Below are 18,816 nucleotides of genomic sequence, written 5' to 3'. Positions count from 1 at the left end.
TTCGCTGCGCGTTGGCGCGACGCGCCGCAGTGCTGGGTCTGCTGGTTCGCTCGCTGCGCTCGCTCACGGGTGGGCCACCTTCGCGCGGGTGACCAGCCACAGGAACAGCGGGCCGCCCAGCACGGCGGTCACCATGCCGACCTGGAGTTCTCCGGGTCGACCCAGCACCCGGCCGAGCACGTCGGCGCCGAGCAGCAGGGCGGGCGCGAGCACCGCGCAGTACGGCAGCAGCCAGCGCAGGTCCGGGCCGGTCAGGGCGCGTACCAGGTGGGGCACCAGCAGCCCGACGAAGACGATCGGGCCGCAGGCAGCGGTCGCGGCGCCGCAGAGCAGCGTGACCGCCACGATCACGGCGGCGCGGATCAGCCCGGGTCGGGCACCCAGGGCCCGTGCGGCGTCGTCGCCGAGCGCGAGGGCGTTGAGCGGGCGGGCGGCGCCGAGCGCGACCAGGAGGCCGACCAGGATGAACGGCAGCACACGGGTCACCGTCGCGGAGTCCGCGCTGGCCAGCGAGCCGACCGTCCAGAACCGCAGCCGGTCCAGCGAGGCCGTGTCCAGCAACATCACCGCGCTCACGTACGAGTAGAGGGTGGCGTTGAGCGCCGCGCCGGCCAGCGCGAGGCGGGCCGGGGTGGCGCCACGCCCGCCGCCGACGGCGTAGACGAGTGCGGTCACCACCGCCGCGCCGAGCAGCGCGAACCAGACGTACCCGCCGATGGCGGTGACGCCCAGGAACGCGGCGGCGGTGGCGACGGCCGCGGACGCGCCGGCGTTGATGCCGAGCAGCCCGGGGTCGGCCAGGGGGTTGCGCGTGAGGGCCTGCATGACCGCGCCGGCCACGCCGAGCGCGGCGCCGGCAAGCAGCCCGAGCAGGGTACGCGGCAGGCGCATCCGGTGCACCACGGCGTACTCGGTGGCGTCGCGGTGCAGCAACCCGGACCAGACGTCGGCGAGCGGTAGGGCTTTCGCTCCGACCGCGATGCTGAGCACCACGATCACCCCGAGCAGCGCCACGGCGGCGACCAGGCCGGCGGCGCGGGCCGTCCGCGTGCCGCGCCGAGCCGGGGGCGGGGCCGATTTCCTGTCCGTCACCGACGGTGTCGCCTCGGTGACGGTAGCTGTGGCGTCCAGTGTGGGCTCCGGAGTTGTGGTGGCACGGCGGACCGCTGTTGACAATGACCGAGGTTAGGCTAACCTAACCCCGCTGCCCTGGTCGAGCCCGGCCAGACCCTTGATCGAAAGACAACACCATGACCGATGCCCTGTCCGCACGTCGCCTCTCCCGCCGTGGCCTGCTGGCCGCCGGTGGCGCCGCCACGCTGGCCACCCTGCTCGCCGCCTGCGGCAAGGACGACACCGCGAAGCCCGCCACCGGCAACGGAAGTGGCCCCTGGTCGTTCACCGACGACCGCGGTACGAAGGTCGAGGCGGCGGCCCGCCCGACCCGCGTCGTGGCCTTCACCGGCGTGGCGGCGGCACTGATCGATTTCGGTCTCGACAAGCAGCTCGTCGGAGTCTTCGGTGAGACCAAGCAGGCCGACGGCACGGCCGACCCCCAGGCCGGCGACCTGAACGTCGAGGGCGTCGAGATCCTCGGCAACGTGTGGGGCGAGTTCAGCCTGGAGAAGTACGCGGCGCTGCGCCCCGAGCTGCTGGTCACCCACATGTACGACCCGGACGCCCTCTGGTACGTGCCGGACGAGAGCAAGAGCAAGATCCTCCCGCTCGCGCCCAGTGTGGCGATCACCACTGCCCGGGTGCCGATGACCAAGCCGATCGAGCGCTACGCCGCGCTGGCCGAGTCGCTCGGCGCGGACCTGTCCGCGAAGAAGGTCACCGACGCGAAGACCCGCTTCGACGCCGCCGCCGAGGCGGTCCGGCAGGCGGTCAAGGCCAACCCCGGCCTCAAGGTGATGGCCTGCTCCGGCAGCCCCGACCTGTTCTACGTCTCCAACCCGAAGGTCAGCACCGACCTGATGTACTTCGCCGAGCTGGGCGTCGACATCGTGGTGCCCACCAAGCTCGAATCCGGCGACTACTTCGAGGCGCTGAGCTGGGAGAACACCGGCAAGTTCCCGGCCGACCTGATCCTGCTGGACAACCGCAGCACCGCCCTCCAGCCCAAGGACCTCACCGCCAAGCCGACCTGGCAGCAACTGCCGGCGGTCAAGGCCAACCAGGTCACCCCGTGGGACGCGGTGCCCCGCTTCTCGTACGCCGGCTCCGCGCCGCTGCTGGAAAACCTCGCCACCGCCATCCGGAACGCGAAGAAGGTCAGCTGACGCCATGAGTACGAGCACCGTCGAACCGATCGCCCTCCAGTACCGCTTCTTCGCCGCGCACGTCGTACGGGCCCGTCGGGTCGGCGCCTCGCTGGTCCGGGTGACCTTCGGCGGTGCGGACCTGGTCGACTTCGCCGGCGGTGGCCGGGACCAGAGCGTGTCGCTGTTCCTGCCACACCCCGGGCAGGACGCCCCGGTGGTCCCGATCGAGCAGGGCGAGGACTGGTTCGGCGTGTGGCGGGCACTGCCGGCGGACGTCCGTGCGGTGATGCGCTCGTACACCATCCGGGAGCACCGCTCGGCCGATGGCGAGGTCGACATCGACTTCGTCAGCCACGGCGACACCGGCCCCGCCTCCCGCTGGGCGGCCCTCGCCGGGCCTGGTGACCGGGTGCTGCTGCTCGGTCCGACGGTGTCCGACAACCGCAGCGTCTGTTTCCGTCCGCCCGAGGGGACCGACCTGGTGCTGCTCGCGGCCGACGAGACGGCGTTGCCGGCCACCGAGGGCATCCTGGCCTGGCTCCCCGCCGGCACCCGGGTCCGCGCCTGGATCGAGGTGCCGGACGCCGCCGACATCACGGACCTGGCCACCGCGGCCGACGTCGAGATCAAGTGGGTCGTGCGCGGCAGCACCCCACCCGGCACTGACCTGCTGGTCAGCGCGATCCGGGCGGCCCGGCTGCCCGCCGGTATTCCGTACGCCTGGATCGCCGGGGAGTCCGGCGTGGTGCGGGCGCTGCGCCGGCACCTCGTCGGCGAGCGCGGCTTCGACCGTCGGCGGGTGATTTTCGCCGGCTACTGGCGCTGTGGTCTGTCCGAAGAGGACCTGCGCGCCGAGGCGCTGGCCGGCGCGACGGCCTGAGTGGCGAACCCATCCGAAAGGCAGCACCACCCCGAGGCGCACTGCCGCGCCCGGGGAGGTTCCGGCTGCCCCTCGTCCAGAACGTGGAAGGACTTCGAGTGACCGTGCCGACGTACCCCGTCGAGAACACCGCGCCGTCACCGGCACCCGCCGCCGCGCGGGCCCACCTGTTGCACGACGGCTCGGTCGAGCAGTACCGACGGGCGATCGCCGACGGCGTCGACCGGGTCGCCCGCCGGGTGGCGACCGTGGACCGCCCCGTCACCGGGATCACGCCCGCCGAGCTGGCCCCCCTGGTCGACCGGGTGGACCTGAACCTGCCGTTGGGCGATGCCGGCGCCGCGCTGGACGAGCTCGAGGACGTCTACCTGCGCGACGCCGTCTGGTTCCACCACCCCCGCTACCTCGCCCACCTCAACTGCCCGGTGGCCATCCCGGCGCTGCTCGGCGAAGCGGTACTCACCGCCGTGAACTCGTCCCTGGACACCTGGGACCAGAGCGCCGGGGCGACCCTCATCGAGCGGCGGCTGATCGACTGGACCGCCGAGCGGATCGGCCTCGGTCCCAGCGCGGACGGGGTCTTCACCAGCGGCGGCAGCCAGTCCAACCTCCAGGCGCTGCTGCTGGCCCGCGAGGAGGCGTGCGTCGACGCGGTCGGCCCGGCGGCCCGCGCGGAGCTGCTGCCCCGGCTGCGGGTGCTCACCTCCGCGGCCGGTCACTTCAGCGTGCAGAAGTCGGCCAAACTGCTCGGCCTCGCCCCGGACGCGGTGATCGCGGTGCCCACCGACGCCCGACGACGGATCCGGGCGTCCGCCGTCCGCGATGAGATCGCGCGGTGCCGGCAGGCCGGGCTGGTGGTGATGGCGGTCGTCGCCACCGCCGGCACCACCGACTTCGGCTCCATCGACCCGTTGACGGAGCTCGCCGGGATCTGCGCGGCGACCGGCGTCTGGCTGCACGTGGATGCCGCGTACGGCTGCGGTCTGTTGATCTCACCGACGCGCCGGCACCTGCTCGACGGCATCGATCGGGCCGACTCGGTGACCGTCGACTTCCACAAGTCGTTCTTCCAGCCGGTCAGCTCCAGCGCGCTGCTGGTCCGCGACCGGCGGGCGCTGCGGCACGCCACCTACCACGCCGACTACCTCAACCCGGCCCGGATGGTGGAGCAGCGCATCCCCAACCAGGTCGACAAGAGCCTGCAGACCACTCGCCGCTTCGACGCGCTGAAGCTCTGGCTGACCCTGCGCGTGATGGGCCCGCACGCGCTCGGCGCGCTCTTCGACGAGGTGGTCGACCGGGCCGCCGACGCCTGGCAGTTGGTCAGCGAGGACCCCCGCTTCGAGGTGGTGACCCGTTCCGAGCTGAGCACTGTGGTCTTCCGCTACCTGCCCACCGGCCCCGGCCGGGACCTGGCCGACGCGGCCAACCTGCACGCCCGGGAGGCCCTCGCGGCGTCCGGCCTCGCCGTGGTCGCCGGGACCCGGGTCGACGGCCGGCACTTCCTGAAGTTCACCCTGCTCAACCCGGCGACCACAGTCGAAGACGTCGGCTACGTGCTCGACCTGATCGCCACCCACGCCGGCCGGTACGTGCACGACCACGTCACCGCCGACCTGACCTGCCCCGTCGGCTGATGCCGATCGACCTGCCCAGTCGGCTGACGCCGATGAACTCCAATCTGGGCCTGGAGGGCCGGATGTCCACCCACGACTTCATCGCCATCGGGCTGGGCCCGTACAACCTGGGCCTGGCCTGCCTCACCGCGCCGATCGACGAGCTGGACGGAGTGTTCCTGGAGGCCCGCCCGAGCCTCGCCTGGCACCCCGGCATGCTGCTGGAGTCGGCGCGCCTGCAGACCCCGTTCATCGCCGACCTGGTCAGCCTCGCCGACCCGACGTCGCCGTACTCCTTCCTCAACTACCTCAAGGAGATCGGCAGGCTCTACCCGTTCTACATCCGGGAGAGCTTCTACCCGCTGCGCAGCGAGTACGACGCGTACTGCCGGTGGGCGGCGGCGAAGCTGCCGAACGTGCGCTTCGGTCAGACCGTGACCACTGTGGAGTACGACTCCGCCGACGACCGGTACGTGGTGCGGGCCAGCACCGGCACCGGGGAGACCGTCGAGTACGCGGCCCGGCACCTGGTGCTCGGCACCGGCACCCCGCCGTACCTGCCCGACGCCGTCGCCGCGCTGCCCGGGGACGCCGTGCACAACTCCCGCTACCTGGAGCACCGGGCGGCGCTGCGCACCAAGCGCAGCATCACCGTGGTGGGCAGCGGGCAGAGCGCCGCCGAGATCTACCACGACCTGCTCGGTGACATCGACCGGTACGGCTACCAGCTCAACTGGGTGACCCGTTCGCCGCGGTTCTTCCCGCTCGAATACACCAAGCTGACGCTGGAGATGACCTCACCGGACTACGTGGACTACTTCCACGCGCTGCCCGAGGCGACCCGCTACCGGCTGGAGACCGAGCAGAAGGGCCTGTTCAAGGGGATCAACGCGGATCTGATCAACGAGATCTTCGACCTGCTCTACGCGCACAGCGTCGACGGACCGGTGAACACCCGCCTGCTCACCAACACCGAGCTGGTCGGCGCCGACCACCAGGACGGGGTGTACACGCTCGGACTGCGTCAGGTGGAACAGGAGCGGGACTTCACAGTGCGTACCGAGGGGTTGGTGCTGGCGACCGGCTACCACTACCGGGTGCCGGAGTTCCTCACGCCGGTGCGTGATCGGATCCGCTGGGACGGGCACGGCCGGTTCGACGTGGCCCGCAACTACAGCATCGACCACAGCGGGCGGGGGATCTTCCTGCAGAACGCGGGCACCCACACGCACAGCGTCACCTCACCGGACCTGGGCATGGGCCCCTATCGCAACTCCTGGATCATCCGTGAGCTGCTCGGCCGGGAGTACTACCCGATCGAGAAGAGCATCACCTTCCAGGAGTTCGGGGTGACGTCGTGAGCGTCGTCTTCGCCCGTTCCGACGATCGGCTCGGCGAGTTCGCTCTGCGTACGCTCGATCTGGACACCGACGCCGCGCTGCTGCACACCTGGGTGACCCACCCGAAGGCGGCTTTCTGGCTGATGCAGGACGCCGACCTGGCCCGGGTGACCGAGGAGTACCAGCGGATCGCCGAGCACCCGCACCACGACGCGTACCTCGGGCTGTGGCGGGGGAGTCCCGCCTTCCTCGCCGAGCGCTACGACCCGGCCCACGTCGAGTTGGCCGGCCTCTACGACCACCAGCCCGGTGACGTGGGCATGCACTTCCTCTGCGCGCCCGTCGGCACTCCGGTGCACGGCTTCACCCGGGCGGTGCTCGGCACCGTCATGGCGTGGCTCTTCGACGACCCCGCGACCAGGCGGGTGGTGGTCGAGCCGGACGTCCGCAACACGGCCGTGCACGCGCTGAACGCCGCCGTCGGCTTCGAGGTCGTCGGCCCGATCGCCAAGCCCGAGAAGGACGCGCTGCTCAGCGTCTGCACCCGAGCCCAGTTCCAGGCCGCCGACCGCCCCGCCGCCGTTGACCGCCCCGCCGCCGCCCGAACCGAAGGAGCCCCGGCGTGACCGCCACCGCCGTTCCCACCCAGACGCCAGCCGCCGCCGGGCACGCCGCTTCCGGCGACCCGGTCGGGCACCTCACCCCGCAGCGCTGGGCCCGGGCCAACCGGCTGCTGGTCCGCAAGGCGCTCGCCGAGTTCACCCACGAACGGCTGCTCGCACCGGAGCCCGTGCCGGGCCCCGACGACCGGCAGTTCTACGAGGTCCGCAGCGACGACGGCACTGTCACCTACCGCTTCGCCGCGCGGGTGCTCGCCCTGGCGCACTGGCAGATCGACGCCGACAGCATCATCCGGCACCGCGACGGCATGCCGCTGCCACCCGACGCGGTGGATTTCATCGTCGAGCTGCGCGGCACCCTCGGGCTCTCCGCGCGGGTGCTCCCTGTCTACCTGGAGGAGATCACCTCGACGCTGGCGGGCACCGCGTACAAGCTGGCCAAGGCCGCGCCGAGCGCCGCCGAGCTGGCCACGGCGGATTTCCAGACCATCGAGACGTCGATGACCGAGGGTCACCCCTGCTTCGTGGCCAACAACGGCCGACTCGGCTTCGGCGTCGACGAGTACCACCGCTACGCCCCGGAGACCGCCGAGGCGGTACGCCTGGAGTGGCTCGCCGCGCACCGGGACCACTCGACGTTCAGCAGCGCCGCCGACCTCGACTACGACGCGCTGATCGAGACCGAGCTGGACGCGCAGACCCGGGCCCGGTTCGCGGCCACGATGGCCGACCTGGGCCTCGACCTCGCCGACTACCACCTGATCCCCGCGCACCCGTGGCAGTGGTGGAACAAGCTGGCGGTCACCTTCGCCGGCGAGCTGGCCGAACGCCGGCTGGTGCACCTCGGCCCCGGACCGGACGCGTACCTCGCCCAGCAGTCCATCCGCACCTTCTTCAACGTGAGCAAGCCGAGCCGGCACTACGTGAAGACCGCGCTGTCGGTGCTGAACATGGGCTTCATGCGGGGGTTGTCGGCCGCGTACATGGAGGCCACCCCGGCGATCAACGACTGGCTGGCCGACCTGATCGCGCGCGACGAGGTGCTGACCGGCACTGGCCTGACCGTGATCCGGGAACGGGCCGCTGTGGGTTACCGGCACCGGCAGTACGAGGCGGCGACCGACCGCACCTCCCCGTACCGGAAGATGTTGGCCGCCCTGTGGCGCGAGAGCCCGGTGCCCGACCTGGCGCCGGGGCAGCGACTGTCCACCATGGCCGCGCTGCTGCACGTGGACAACGACGGCGGCTCGCTGGCCGCGGCGCTGATCACCCGGTCCGGGTTGGCGCCCGAGGTCTGGCTCCGTCGTTACCTGGACGCCTACCTGACCCCGCTGCTGCACAGCTTCTACGCCCACGACCTGGCGTTCATGCCGCACGGCGAGAACGTCATCCTGGTCCTCGACGAGCACGACACGGTCGAGCGGGTGATCTTCAAGGACATCGCCGAGGAGATCGCGGTGATGAGCGCCGACGTCGAGCTGCCCGCAGAGGTGGAGCGGATCCGGGTCGACGTGCCCGACGACACCAAGCTGCTGACCATCTTCACCGACGTGGTGGACTGCTTCCTGCGTCACCTCAACGCGGTCCTGGTCGAGGCCGGCGTGCTCGCCGAGGACGACTTCTGGGGTACGGTCGCGGCCTGCGCCGCCGACTACTTCGACCGCGTGCCGCACCTGGCCGAGCGGGTCCGCCACTACGATTTGTTCGCCCCGGAGTTCACGTTGTCCTGCCTCAACCGGCTCCAGCTACGTGACAACCAGCAGATGATCGATCTGGCCGACCCGTCGGCGGCTCTCCAGTTCGTCGGCACCCTCGTCAACCCGCTGGCGGCCCACGCACCGACCCGCTGACGGCGAACTCTCAGCGGGTCGGCTCCGCCGTGCCGGCCCGCTGGAACGCGCGGGCCAACTGGGCCAGGTCGAAGCCCTCGAAGTGCTGGAGGAACCGGCGGCGTACGGCGGCCAGGTGACTGGGCCAGGACTCCTCGAGGCGGGCGAAGCCGGCGTCGGTGAGGACGGCGTTCCAGCCGCGGGCGTCCTCCTCGCACCGTTCCCGCTTGACCAGGCCCTGCGTCTCCAACCGGATGATCGTGCGCGTCATGCCGCTGAGCGAGAGGTGGCACAGCGCCGCGAGCTCGTGCATGCGCATCCGCCGGTCCGGTGCCTCCGACAGGTTCATCAGGGCGGTGTACTCGGTGAGTGGTAGCTGACGGTCACCGACCATGTCTGCGTCGATCGCACGGGGCAACACGTGCATCACCTGGCCCAGAGCGCGGACCAGGGCCTCCTCGTCAGGGTTGAGGGGTTGCGGAGTCGGCGCGGAGGGGTTGGACATCCTCATATCATACTTGTTTGACTGAGCAAATGGTTACCCTCCGTGTGACTACGACCATAACCAGAGTATTTGCTTGACCAATCAAGCACCGGTTAGCGTTCGGGCCGTCAGGCAAGGACCTCTGAAAGGGCACCACACATGACCAGGATCGGGATCATCCTCGGAAGCACCCGTCCGGGGCGTAACGGGGAAGCCGTCGCCCGCTGGGTGCTGGAGATCGCCAAGCAGCGCTCCGACGCGGAGTACGAGCTGATCGACCTGCTCGACTACCAGCTGCCGCACCTCGACGAGGCGTACCCGCCCTCGATGGGTCAGTACTCCCAGCCGCACACGCTGCGCTGGGCCGAGACGATCGCCTCGTACGACGGGTTCATCATCGTCACCCCCGAGTACAACCACTCCACCTCGGGCGCCCTGAAGAACGCGATCGACTTCCTCTACGCCGAGTGGAACAACAAGGCCGTCGGCTTCGTCAGCTACGGCTCGGTCGGCGGGGCGCGTGCCGTGGAGCACCTGCGTCTGATCTCCGGTGAGCTTCAGATGGCCGACGTGCGGTCGCAGGTCGCGCTGTCGCTCTTCACCGACTTCGAGAACTTCAGCACCTTCAAGCCCAACCAGTTCCAGCAGGACGCGCTGACCATCACGCTCGACCAGGTGGTCGCCTGGAGCACTGCGCTCGCTCCGCTGCGCAAGGGCTGACCGTTTCGGGCTTTCCGGGAGCGGCCGCGGGATCCTCCCCACGGCCGCTCCCGTCTGCCCAGGTCAGGCACGCTAGGCGGCACGGAGCATGTCGAGCGAGACCTGCCACAGGCGCGCCGCCGCCGCAGGGTCGGTCGCGTGGTCGGCGACTCCGCGCAGCGGCTCCTCGGGGCTGTGTCGCGGAGCCTGGTCGCAGTCCTCGAAGTACCGGCCGCCGATGCCGCCCAGCTGCGGCCACGCGGCGAGAAGCACCGACGTGGCGGCCCCCTGCTCCGGGGTCTTGAAGTCGAACGCCGGAAGTTGCGCGTAGTCCTCCTCGGTGAGGTGCCGCCCCAGGTTCGTGGCGACCGCGCCCGGGTTGGCCGCATTGACGGTGATGCCGTCCTCGGCCCAGCGCCTGTTCGCCTCGACCGCGAACAACGCGGTGGCGGTCTTCGACTCGCCGTAGGCGAGGAGCCGGTCGTAGGGGCGTTCGCGGAAGTTGACGTCCTCGAAGACCATCGGCGCCTGAACGTGGGCGATGGAGCTGAGCGACACCACCCGCGACCGGCCGGCCGCCGCGAGCGCCCGGTGCAGGCCCGTGGCGAGCGCGAAATGGCCAAGATGGTTGGTGGCGAACTGCAACTCCCAGCCTTCCGGTGTCCGCATCTCGGGGGTCGCCGAGACGCCAGCGTTGTTGACCAGGATGTGCAGCGGACCCTCCCAGGCGGTGACGAAAGCGGCAACCGACCTCTGGTCGGACAAATCCAGCGGCATGACCCGGATCAGCCCACTCGCGGTTCCGGCGCCGATCTCCTCCGCCGTCCGCTCGCCGGCCCGTACGTCCCGCACCGCCAGTGTCACCTCGGCGCCCGCCGTTGCGAGCGCCCGGGCGGTCTCCACGCCGATGCCCGACGAGGCGCCCGTGACGATGGCCCGCTGCCCGGCGAGGTCGACACCGGCCACGACGTCAGCGGCGGTGGACCGGGCGTCGAACGGCGTGGTTACCCGCGTCGCATCCATGATTGACTTCCTTCGGTATGTGTCCTTGCCTTCGAATCGATCCTGCGCGGCGGTCGGCGAGACGGCCAACACGCTCTTCCTGGCATGGCTACAGTCTGTTCCTGTGGCCATGCCTGAGCTGCGGCAACTGCGATACTTCCTGGTCCTCGCGGAGGAGCTGAGCTTCACGCGGGCGTCCGCCCGTCTGATGATCGCCCAGCAGTCGCTGTCCCAGCAGATCACCGCACTGGAACGCATCCTCGGGGTGAAGCTGTTCGATCGCGACGCCCGCGGCACCACCCTGACCGAGATCGGCGCCCTGTTCGTGCCCGAGGCGCGCGCCGTGACGGACCGCGCCGAAGAGGCCGTCGCCGTGGTGGGACGGGCACTGCGGGGCGAGGTCGGCACTCTCAGGCTCGCCTTCCTGACCACCGTCGCCAACCACCTCCTGCCCCCGGTGGTCCGGGCCGTGCGCCACCACCTTCCCGACCTGCACCTGGCTACCGAGTCCACCAGCATCGCGCCTCTGGTCCAGGGCGTCCTCGGCGGACACTATGACGTCGGCTTCACCCGGACCCCGCTCGTTCCCGGCCTGCGGTCCCGGACGTTGGCGACCGAACCGGTGTGCGCGGTGCTGCCGGAGGGGCACCCGCTCGCTCGGCGCGCCGAGTTGAAGCTCGCCGACCTGGCCGACGAACCGTGGGTCATGACACCGCGCAGCTCCTGGGAACCCTGGCATCGCGTCTACGAGGAGCAGTTCCGGGAGGCGGGTTTCCTGCCGAACATCGTCCAGGAGGAAGCGGGCGTGCAGAGCCTCCTCGGTCTGGTCGCCGCTGGGCTCGGCGTCACCCGGCTCGCCTGCTCGGCAGCGAGCCTTCGCCGCACGGGCGTGGTGTTCGTCCCGCTGACCGGCGCCTACGCGCACACCGAGATGGTGTGGCTGCCGGGCAACACCGCACCCGCCCTACACCGGCTCCTGGACGTGGTGACGGAACTCGCGGCGACGACGGATCTCACCAGGGCCGGGTGAGTCGACCGGCCGCGAGTGCCGTCGTACGGTCATGTCAGATCCATTGCCATCACCCCACCGACCCCGGGAGGCGACGTGCAGGCTCCGCTGTGGCGGGACCGCACCTTCGGCACGTACTGGGTCGCGCAGTCGCTCTCGGCGGCCGGCGACTCGTTCGCGTACCTGGCGGTGCCGCTGCTGGTGCTCCAGGCGACCGGGTCGGTGGCGCAGATGGGCCTGCTCACGGCCGTCGCGGGCGCGGCGTCCGTCGCCGCCGGGATCTTCGGCGGCGTGCTGGTCGACCGGTACGACCGCCGCACGCTGATGATCGCGGCGGACCTCACCCGTCTGGTGCTCTACGGCCTGGTGCCGCTGGCGTGGCTGGCGGGCCCGCAGGTGTGGCTGCTCTTCGTCGTGCTGCCGATCTGCGAGGCCGCGGGCATGGTGTTCCAGGTCGCCGCCGTCACGGCGGTCCGCAACCTCGTCGATCGTGATCGGCTCACCGAGGCCAACGGTCGGTTGCAGGCGACCTTCGCGGCGGCGGCCGTCCTCGGGCCACTGCTCGCCGGCGTGGTGTCGGCCCGCTTCGGCCCGTCGAGCGCCATCGCCGTCAACGCGGCGAGCTTCGCGCTCTCCGCGGCCGGACTGTGGATGATCCGACTACGCCCCGCACCAGCCGACGGCGCCGCGACGGTGGCCCGGGAGCGGCCGCTGGCCGAATTCCTGGCCGGGGCGCGGTTCCTGTGGCGACAGCCCGTCCTGCGCGCGCTGACCATCCTGTTGTCGGTCTTCATCTTCCTGACCTACGGCTTCGTCGACGTGCTCATCTACCACGTCACCCATGACCTCGGCGGCTCCGAGGGCACCGTCGGCGCGGTGCTCGGCCTGGCGGCGTTGGGCACGGTCGCCGGCGCGCTGCTGGTGGCCCCGCTGCGCCGACGGCGCGGATTCGGCGCGACCTGGATCGGCGCCCACGCGATCTGCGGGTTCGCGGTGGCGGGCGTCGGCATCGCGACGAGCGTGCCCGCGGTCACCGCGCTGACCGCCGTGTACCTGTGCTGCCTCAGCGTCGGCGGCATCTGCTCGATGTCGCTGCGTCAGGAGATCACCCCAGACCACCTGCTCGGCCGGGTCACGTCGGCGTTCTGGAGCACGCACTACGCGCTCGGTCCGGCTGGCGCAGTCGTGCTGACCTGGGCCGCCGCCCGGTTCGGCGTCGCGGCCGTCACGCTCGCGGCCGGAGCGGGGTGCCTGCTGGTAGCGGTCGGTGGCCTCTTCAGCCCGGTCCGCCGCGCCGGCTCCGAGCCGCGTCGTCCGCCTGCCGCAGTCGTGCTGGGCGGGGCCGGTCAGCCACCGGCGGACCATCCTTCGACGGCGTGAGTCGGCACCGCGCCTGGGCTGTGGCTCCGGGCGACATGTTCCGCCGTGCCTGTCGAGCTGCCCCATCAGTGGGGCAGCCACGCCCGTAGCCGCCGTGTCGTCGCGGCCCGCCCGTATGGTCGCGGCCTGCCCGTATGGTCGCGGCCTGCCCGCATGGTCAGGCAGGCCGCCTGCCGTCTCCCGGATGCCGCCCTCCGCCAGGAGCGGACCGAGGCGACCGCCGACCGGGAAATCCCGCCCCACGAATGGGGCAGCTCGACAGGCACCGAGCAGCACATCCCATCCGCCAGGCGCGTTGGGGTATCCGCGAGGCTCGTCCGCTCAGAACTCCTGGTACATGACGTGCAGCCCGACCCGGCCGAGCGCGGGATGGCGGAACGCGCCCGGCACCGTGCCGACCACCGCGAAGCCCTCCCGCCGGTACAACTCCACCGCCGACCGGTTGCTCTCCGCCACGGCGTTGAACTGCATACCGGCGTACCCCTGCTCGCGGGCCCAGGTCAGAGCATCTCGGCACAGCGCGGTGCCCACGCCCCGGCCCCGCGCGTCGGCGGCGACCATGAAGCTCGCGGTGGACACGTGCGCGCCCGGCCCGGGCCGGTTGGTGCCCATCTTCGCGGTGCCGAGCACCCGCTCGCCGTCGACCGCCACGACCGTCCGACCTGGTGCCACCTCGACCCACATGCCGTACGACTGCTCGGCGGTCATCGCCGGGTCGTAGGTGAAGGTCTCCTGTGCCCCGATCACCCCCTCGATGATCGGCCACACCTGCGACCAGTCCTGGTCGACGAACTCCCGAATCAGCACCGGGGGAGGTTAAGCCTGCGCCGAGCCCCGGACAATCGGTTATCCCCGGGTGCATCCGGGCGGCGTTCCCGGTGCGAAGCATGGGTCGTGACGAGACGTCACGGATCCGTCGCTTCGACGAAAGGCCCGCTGATGAAGATCGCACGACTCGCCGCCAGGATGGCGGTGGGCGCCATGGCCACCGCGCTGGCCACCACGGCCATCGCTGTGCCGGCCGCTCAGGCGACCGGCAAGGCCAAGCCGCTCGGCACGACCTCACTCGCCGCGGTGCTCACGAAGGACACCAGCGGCTTCGACCGCAACTCGCGGGACTTCGACGTGCTGACCGCGGCCGTGCTGGCCGTGCTGGAGGCCAAGCCGAACTCGCCGGTCAAGGTGCTCACCGACGGCACTGTCGCACTGACCGCGTTCATCCCCACCGACGCGGCCTTCCAGCAGTTGGTACGCGAGATCACGGAGGCGAAGAAGCTGCCCAGCGAGAGCGCAGCCTTCTCCGCCGTCGCCGGGCTGGGCATCGACACCGTCGAAACGGTGCTGCTCTACCACGTGGTGCCGGGTGCCACCATCGATCGCAAGACGGCGGTCCGGGCCGACGGCACGGACCTGAGCACCGCGCTCGGCTCGACCGTCGAGGTCGACGTGCGCACCTACCTGTACTTCTTCCGGCAGGTGCGGCTGATCGACGCCGACACCAACGACCGGGACGCCCGCGTCGTCACCTTCGACGTCAACAAGGGCAACCGGCAGATCGCGCACTCGGTGGACCGGGTGCTGCGCCCGATCGACCTGCCCTGAGCGAGGGCGGGTGGCGTCCGACCACGCGTCGGGCGCCACCCGCGCTGGCCGTCAGCCCGAGGCGAGCGCGGCGATCTCCTCGTCGAGTAGACCTGCCAGCCGGGCATGCCGCCCCGGGTGGGTGCGAACGGTCATGCCGCGGCTGGGCATTTCCACAGTCATCAGCAGGTACAGGTGCAGCCGGTAGAGACCCAACCGGCGGCGCGCGGAGGCGTCCAGCAGCAGCGGCTCGGCGGCGGTGGCCCGGTAGCCACGCAGCAGGGGATGCTCCGGTTCCTCCTCCACACGCCGGAAGAGCCGTGGTGAGACCAGGTCCAGCAGTGGGTCGCCGTAGAGGAACCGTTCGCCGTCCACCAGGCCACGCAGTCGCCACCGGCCGTCCGGGTCGGGCGCGGCCAGCACGTTGCCGTCCCAGCAGTCGAAGTGCAGCAACGCCGGGCGGTGCACCTCGTCCAGCACGCTGGCGTGCCGCTGCACCAGCGCGTGCAGGCGCGCCGGGGTGACCGGCAGCCGGACGTTCCAGTCGGTCGCGTCGGCGAGCAGCGCGTCGAGCATCGCCGTGAACGCGGCCCGCCAGGTCGACCCGCCGGGACGGTCGTCGTCGTACCCGAACCGCTCGCCGGTGACCTGGTGCAACGTGGCGAGGGCAACCCCGAGGTCGTAGCGCGCCGGGCCGTCGTCGACGCCGGATTCGGCCAGGTCGACCAGCGACCGGCCGGGCAGCATCGCGGTGACCAACCACTCGCCGTACGCCGGGTCGGTGCCGTGGTGCAGCACCTCGGGCACCGGCACCTGCGGCGCACGCTCGGCGACGAGGTGGAAGTAGCGGGCCTCGGCCGCGCAGAGCCCGCGCTCGTAGCGCAGCAGCGGCGTCCCGGTCGGCGGGGCCAGCTTCAACACCACCCGGCGGTCGTCGTCGAGCAGCGCCCACCAGACGGTCGCGTACCCGCCGCCGTCCAGTGGACCGGAGTCCCTGACCTGGACGTGCGGCCCGAGCGACGCGCGGAGCAGGTACGCCACCTCGTCCCGTCGGAGGGAACGCTGGGTGGGGCTGGTTGCGGTCACGACGCCGCGTCACCCCGTCGAGCACGCGGGGCCGAGGCAGCGGTGGCGGGGGAGGTACGCGGGGCGGGACCGGCGGTGTCGCGGCGAACCAGCTCGGCAGGGAGCACCTCGACCCGTGGCGCCGGCGCCACGGCACCCAGCACCAGGGACATCGCGCGCACCCCCATGTCGACCAGCGGCAGTCGCACGGTGGTCAGCGCCGGGGTCACATCCCGGGCGATCGGCATGTCGTCGAAACCCACCACGGAGATCTGCTGTGGCACGGCCAGCCCGCGCGCCCGCAGGGTGGCGAGCGCGCCAATGGCCATCGAGTCGTTGAGCGCCACGATCGCGGTCAGCTCCCGGTCGGCGTCGAGCAGTCGGGCGGTGGCCTCCGCGCCGCCGTCGCGGTCGAACTCCGCGTACCGGATGCGCCGTTCCGGCAGCTCGCGGCCCTGCTCGGCGAGGGCCTGCCGGAGGCCGGCCAGCCGGTCGGTCGTGGTGGTCAGGATCCGCGGGCCGGCGACCACCCCGATCGCCCGGTGCCCCAGCCCGCACAGCTCCCGTCCGGCGAGGTAGCCGCCGGTCCGGTTGTCCGGCATCACCGCGTCGCCGGAGTGCTCGTGCCGGCCGATCACCGCCACCCGCCCGCCGGTGGCCTCGTACGCGGCGAGCTTCTCGTTGAGCTGCCGGGTGAACGCCTCGTCGTGGTAGCCGGAGCCGGCCAGGATCAGTGCCGCCACCTGGTGGCCGCGCAGCAGCTCCACGTACTCCAGCTCGCGGTCCGGGTCCCGGTAGCTGTTGCAGATCATCAGCAGCCGACCCTGGTCGGTGGCGACGCGTTGCAGCCCACGGGTGATCTCGGCGAAGTACGGGTCGGAGACGTCGTGCACGATCACACCCACGGCGCTGCGGTGCGAGCGGGCCAGCAGCTGGGCGTGGGCGTTCGGCACGTACTGCAACTCGGCGACGGCGGCGAGCACCCGCTCACGCAGCTCATCGGTGACCGGCTTGCTGCTGCCGTTGATGACGCGGGAGGCGGTGGCGGGGGAGACGCCCGCGCGACGTGCCACATCGGACAGGGTCGCCATGGCCCGCCCCCTTGGTCTGTTGACGGCGTTTCATCGTGCCGGCTAGCGTCACGGTACCGCAGAGAAAGCCCTTTCCCGCAGGGAGGCCCGGCCATGTCCGATCGCTTCGCCGCCCCGCTGCCCGGCGGGGTCGGGGTCTCCCGGCTGCGTGTCTACGACACCGTCGCCCCGGACGGCCTGGTCGGCGGCACCCCGCACGTGCACCTGTGCTGCACCGAGGGGTACGTGGTGACCGACGGCGAGGGCGCGGTGCAGACCCTGACGACCAGCGGCTTCCGGGAGACACCCCTGCGGCCGGGGGCTGTGGTCTGGTTCGAACCGGGCACCGTGCACCGCCTGATCAACACCGGCGGGCTGGGCATCGTGGTGCTCATGCAGAACAGCGGCCTGCCCGAGGCCGGCGACGCGGTGCTGACCTTCCCTCCCGACGTGCTGGCCGATCCGGGCGCGTACGCCGCGGCGGCCGCGCTGCCCGACGGGGGAGCGCCGGGCGCGGACGTGCGGGCCGCGTACCGCAGGCGGGATCTGGCGGTGACCGGCTTCCAGGCGCTGCGGTCCGGCGGGCCGGCGGCGCTGGCCGCCTTCCACGCCGCCGCGGTCACTCTGCGCCAGCCGCTGCTGGCGCGGTGGCGGCAGCGGTGGGAGGCCGGCGCGGGCCGGGCCGCCGCCAGCACCGGCAGCCAGCTCGACGCCCTGGAGCGAGGCGATCCCGGCCACCTGGGCGAGGCCGGGGTGTACGCGGTGGACGAGCCGGTCGAGCGGGGTCGGCTCGGCATGTGCGGCCTGTTGGACACCTACCCGGCGGCCGTCTGACCGTCCCTTCGGGACAGCCGTCGGGTCATCGGGCATCGGTGGAAACAGATCGAGGAAAGGCCTTGCCCGGCGTGAGGGTGCCGCCTACGCTCCAGGAAAGCGTTTGCCTGATCCGCCGAACGGCCCCGCCAATCGGGTGCCGTGCCGGGCCCCCGAGGAGGTTCCGCGTGACCGAGAACTCTCTGGACACGGCGGGCCGGCAGGCCGCCGCGAAGGCGGCGGGCGGTGATCCGGCCACCGCGGCCTCGTTCGCCTCCGGAACGTCGACACCCGTCGAGGACCCGGCCCCGTCCACGGTGGGCGGTCGACCGCCCGAAACCGGCGGCCGGCCACCCCGACCGACGCTCGGTCGCCGGGCGGCGGCCTTCGCCGACTCGCTCTGGCGTCCGGCACTGGTGCTCGCCGTGGTCTTCGCCGCGTGGTGGTTCGTGGCCGCGCAGGAGTACGTCCCGAACTACCTGGTGCCCACACCGGCCCAGGTCTGGGAGACGATGACCGGTCAGTGGTCCGAGCTGGCCCGACACACAGTGGTCACCCTCTACGAGACGGTGCTCGGCTTCGTGCTGGCCGCCGCACTGGGTCTGGCCACCGCGGTGGCCATCGCCTACTCCCGCACCCTCGACAAGGCGCTCTATCCGATCGTCCTGTTCGCACAGGTCATCCCGAAGATCGCCATCGCGCCACTGCTGGTGGTCTGGTTCGGGCTCGGCCTCACCCCGAAGATCATCCTGGCGGTGCTCATCGCGTTCTTCCCGGTGGTCATCTCCGGTGTGGCCGGGCTGCGCTCCACCGACCCGGAGCTGCTCGACCTCGCCGCCACTATGGGCGCGGGGCCGTGGCGCACCTTCCGCAAGATCCGCTTCCCGAACGCGTTGCCGCACCTGATGGCCGGCCTGAAGGTGGCCGTCACCCTCGCCGTGGTCGGTGCCGTGGTCGGTGAGTTCGTCGGTGCCAGCGAAGGGCTCGGCTACGTCCTGTTGCTGGCCAACGGCAACCTCGACGCCCCGCTGCTGTTCGCCGACCTGATCCTGATGTCCGCCATCGGCATCGTCCTGTTCGTCCTGGTCGAGATCGCCGAGGCACTGCTCATCCCGTGGCACGCCAGCCGCCGCGCCGGCGTGTCCCTCACCACCTCCTGACCGA

At 71.6% G+C, this 18,816-nt stretch carries 18 protein-coding genes; 12 read left to right on the top strand and 6 right to left on the bottom strand.

Translation table 11 applies throughout. The annotated features are described in order from the left end of the window. Positions 1–63: 63 nt before the first annotated feature. Entirely contained in the window at positions 64–1,014 is a 951-nt protein-coding gene (locus tag HNR22_RS05760; RefSeq protein WP_179783423.1) for a FecCD family ABC transporter permease, read from the bottom strand. A gap of 236 nt (positions 1,015–1,250) precedes the next feature. On the opposite strand from HNR22_RS05760, the gene HNR22_RS05755 reads away from it, so the two are divergent. From HNR22_RS05755 to HNR22_RS05730, 6 genes are all read left to right on the top strand, one after another. Next, the gene (locus HNR22_RS05755) at positions 1,251–2,282 is read left to right on the top strand and encodes an ABC transporter substrate-binding protein (protein ID WP_179779417.1); all 1,032 of its coding nucleotides are present in this window, start codon (positions 1,251–1,253) and stop codon (positions 2,280–2,282) included. Positions 2,283–2,286: 4 nt separating this feature from the next. After that, entirely contained in the window at positions 2,287–3,144 is an 858-nt protein-coding gene (locus HNR22_RS05750) for a siderophore-interacting protein (protein WP_179779416.1), read from the top strand. 98 nt (positions 3,145–3,242) lie between these two features. Then, positions 3,243–4,781, top strand: a complete 1,539-nt coding sequence (locus tag HNR22_RS05745) for a pyridoxal-dependent decarboxylase (RefSeq protein ID WP_179779415.1) — start codon at positions 3,243–3,245, stop codon at positions 4,779–4,781. A 62-nt stretch (positions 4,782–4,843) separates the two neighbouring features. Further along, the gene (locus tag HNR22_RS05740; protein WP_179783422.1) at positions 4,844–6,121 is read left to right on the top strand and encodes a lysine N(6)-hydroxylase/L-ornithine N(5)-oxygenase family protein; all 1,278 of its coding nucleotides are present in this window, start codon (positions 4,844–4,846) and stop codon (positions 6,119–6,121) included. Next, positions 6,118–6,726, top strand: coding sequence for a GNAT family N-acetyltransferase (locus tag HNR22_RS05735; RefSeq protein WP_179779414.1), 609 nt, complete (start codon positions 6,118–6,120; stop codon positions 6,724–6,726). The genes HNR22_RS05740 and HNR22_RS05735 overlap by 4 nt, the downstream gene beginning before the upstream one ends. Further along, the gene (locus tag HNR22_RS05730; protein WP_179779413.1) at positions 6,723–8,570 is read left to right on the top strand and encodes an IucA/IucC family protein; all 1,848 of its coding nucleotides are present in this window, start codon (positions 6,723–6,725) and stop codon (positions 8,568–8,570) included. The genes HNR22_RS05735 and HNR22_RS05730 overlap by 4 nt, the downstream gene beginning before the upstream one ends. A 10-nt stretch (positions 8,571–8,580) precedes the next feature. Here HNR22_RS05730 and HNR22_RS05725 read toward each other — a convergent pair whose 3' ends face one another. After that, positions 8,581–9,054, bottom strand: coding sequence for a MarR family winged helix-turn-helix transcriptional regulator (locus HNR22_RS05725; protein ID WP_179779412.1), 474 nt, complete (start codon positions 9,052–9,054; stop codon positions 8,581–8,583). Positions 9,055–9,192: 138 nt separating this feature from the next. Here HNR22_RS05725 and HNR22_RS05720 point away from each other — a divergent pair, with 138 nt between their 5' ends. Next, positions 9,193–9,753 carry an NADPH-dependent FMN reductase gene (locus tag HNR22_RS05720; RefSeq protein WP_179779411.1) on the top strand — a complete coding sequence of 187 codons (561 nt, stop codon included), beginning with the start codon at positions 9,193–9,195 and terminating at the stop codon, positions 9,751–9,753. Positions 9,754–9,825: 72 nt separating this feature from the next. On the opposite strand, the gene HNR22_RS05715 is transcribed toward HNR22_RS05720, so the two are convergent. Beyond that, positions 9,826–10,755 (bottom strand): SDR family NAD(P)-dependent oxidoreductase, encoded by a 930-nt coding sequence (locus HNR22_RS05715; protein ID WP_179779410.1) that lies wholly within the window; start codon positions 10,753–10,755, stop codon positions 9,826–9,828. A 109-nt stretch (positions 10,756–10,864) separates the two neighbouring features. Here HNR22_RS05715 and HNR22_RS05710 point away from each other — a divergent pair, with 109 nt between their 5' ends. Both HNR22_RS05710 and HNR22_RS05705 read left to right on the top strand, forming a co-directional pair. Next, positions 10,865–11,764: a LysR family transcriptional regulator gene (locus HNR22_RS05710; protein ID WP_179783421.1), complete on the top strand. Its 900-nt coding sequence runs from the start codon at positions 10,865–10,867 to the stop codon at positions 11,762–11,764. Positions 11,765–11,839: 75 nt separating this feature from the next. Beyond that, positions 11,840–13,123: an MFS transporter gene (locus HNR22_RS05705; protein WP_343059697.1), complete on the top strand. Its 1,284-nt coding sequence runs from the start codon at positions 11,840–11,842 to the stop codon at positions 13,121–13,123. A 321-nt stretch (positions 13,124–13,444) separates the two neighbouring features. Here the strand turns inward: HNR22_RS05705 and HNR22_RS05700 are convergent, their stop codons facing one another. Further along, entirely contained in the window at positions 13,445–13,930 is a 486-nt protein-coding gene (locus HNR22_RS05700; RefSeq protein WP_088948515.1) for a GNAT family N-acetyltransferase, read from the bottom strand. A 132-nt stretch (positions 13,931–14,062) separates the two neighbouring features. Between HNR22_RS05700 and HNR22_RS05695 the strand changes: the two genes are divergently transcribed. Next, positions 14,063–14,725: a fasciclin domain-containing protein gene (locus HNR22_RS05695; RefSeq protein ID WP_179779409.1), complete on the top strand. Its 663-nt coding sequence runs from the start codon at positions 14,063–14,065 to the stop codon at positions 14,723–14,725. A 51-nt stretch (positions 14,726–14,776) separates the two neighbouring features. Here HNR22_RS05695 and HNR22_RS05690 read toward each other — a convergent pair whose 3' ends face one another. Further along, entirely contained in the window at positions 14,777–15,790 is a 1,014-nt protein-coding gene (locus tag HNR22_RS05690) for a phosphotransferase (protein WP_179779408.1), read from the bottom strand. Beyond that, positions 15,787–16,860 carry a LacI family DNA-binding transcriptional regulator gene (locus tag HNR22_RS05685; RefSeq protein WP_179779407.1) on the bottom strand — a complete coding sequence of 358 codons (1,074 nt, stop codon included), beginning with the start codon at positions 16,858–16,860 and terminating at the stop codon, positions 15,787–15,789. Before HNR22_RS05685 ends, HNR22_RS05690 begins: the two co-directional genes overlap by 4 nt. Positions 16,861–16,953: 93 nt before the next feature. Here HNR22_RS05685 and HNR22_RS05680 point away from each other — a divergent pair, with 93 nt between their 5' ends. Both HNR22_RS05680 and HNR22_RS05675 read left to right on the top strand, forming a co-directional pair. Next, complete coding sequence (locus HNR22_RS05680) at positions 16,954–17,673, top strand: cupin domain-containing protein (protein WP_179779406.1); 720 nt, start codon at positions 16,954–16,956, stop codon at positions 17,671–17,673. A 167-nt stretch (positions 17,674–17,840) separates the two neighbouring features. Beyond that, the gene (locus HNR22_RS05675; protein ID WP_343059696.1) at positions 17,841–18,812 is read left to right on the top strand and encodes an ABC transporter permease; all 972 of its coding nucleotides are present in this window, start codon (positions 17,841–17,843) and stop codon (positions 18,810–18,812) included. Positions 18,813–18,816 lie beyond the last annotated feature (4 nt).

Origin of the sequence: Micromonospora jinlongensis (assembly GCF_013410645.1) — a bacterium.
Taxonomy (GTDB): domain Bacteria; phylum Actinomycetota; class Actinomycetes; order Mycobacteriales; family Micromonosporaceae; genus Micromonospora; species Micromonospora zamorensis.
The sequence above is the reverse complement of the archived record's forward strand: the minus strand, read 5'-3'. Positions and strand labels throughout refer to the sequence as shown.

Excerpts from the sequence above, each read along its gene's own strand:
- HNR22_RS05755 (WP_179779417.1), top strand. The coding sequence starts at position 1,251 with ATGACCGATGCCCTGTCCGCACGTCGCCTCTCCCGCCGTGGCCTGCTG.
- HNR22_RS05750 (WP_179779416.1), top strand. The coding sequence starts at position 2,287 with ATGAGTACGAGCACCGTCGAACCGATCGCCCTCCAGTACCGCTTCTTC.
- HNR22_RS05740 (WP_179783422.1), top strand. The coding sequence starts at position 4,844 with ATGTCCACCCACGACTTCATCGCCATCGGGCTGGGCCCGTACAACCTG.
- HNR22_RS05725 (WP_179779412.1), bottom strand. The coding sequence starts at position 9,054 with ATGTCCAACCCCTCCGCGCCGACTCCGCAACCCCTCAACCCTGACGAG.
- HNR22_RS05720 (WP_179779411.1), top strand. The coding sequence starts at position 9,193 with ATGACCAGGATCGGGATCATCCTCGGAAGCACCCGTCCGGGGCGTAAC.
- HNR22_RS05715 (WP_179779410.1), bottom strand. The coding sequence starts at position 10,755 with ATGGATGCGACGCGGGTAACCACGCCGTTCGACGCCCGGTCCACCGCC.
- HNR22_RS05710 (WP_179783421.1), top strand. The coding sequence starts at position 10,865 with ATGCCTGAGCTGCGGCAACTGCGATACTTCCTGGTCCTCGCGGAGGAG.
- HNR22_RS05695 (WP_179779409.1), top strand. The coding sequence starts at position 14,063 with ATGAAGATCGCACGACTCGCCGCCAGGATGGCGGTGGGCGCCATGGCC.
- HNR22_RS05685 (WP_179779407.1), bottom strand. The coding sequence starts at position 16,860 with ATGGCGACCCTGTCCGATGTGGCACGTCGCGCGGGCGTCTCCCCCGCC.
- HNR22_RS05680 (WP_179779406.1), top strand. The coding sequence starts at position 16,954 with ATGTCCGATCGCTTCGCCGCCCCGCTGCCCGGCGGGGTCGGGGTCTCC.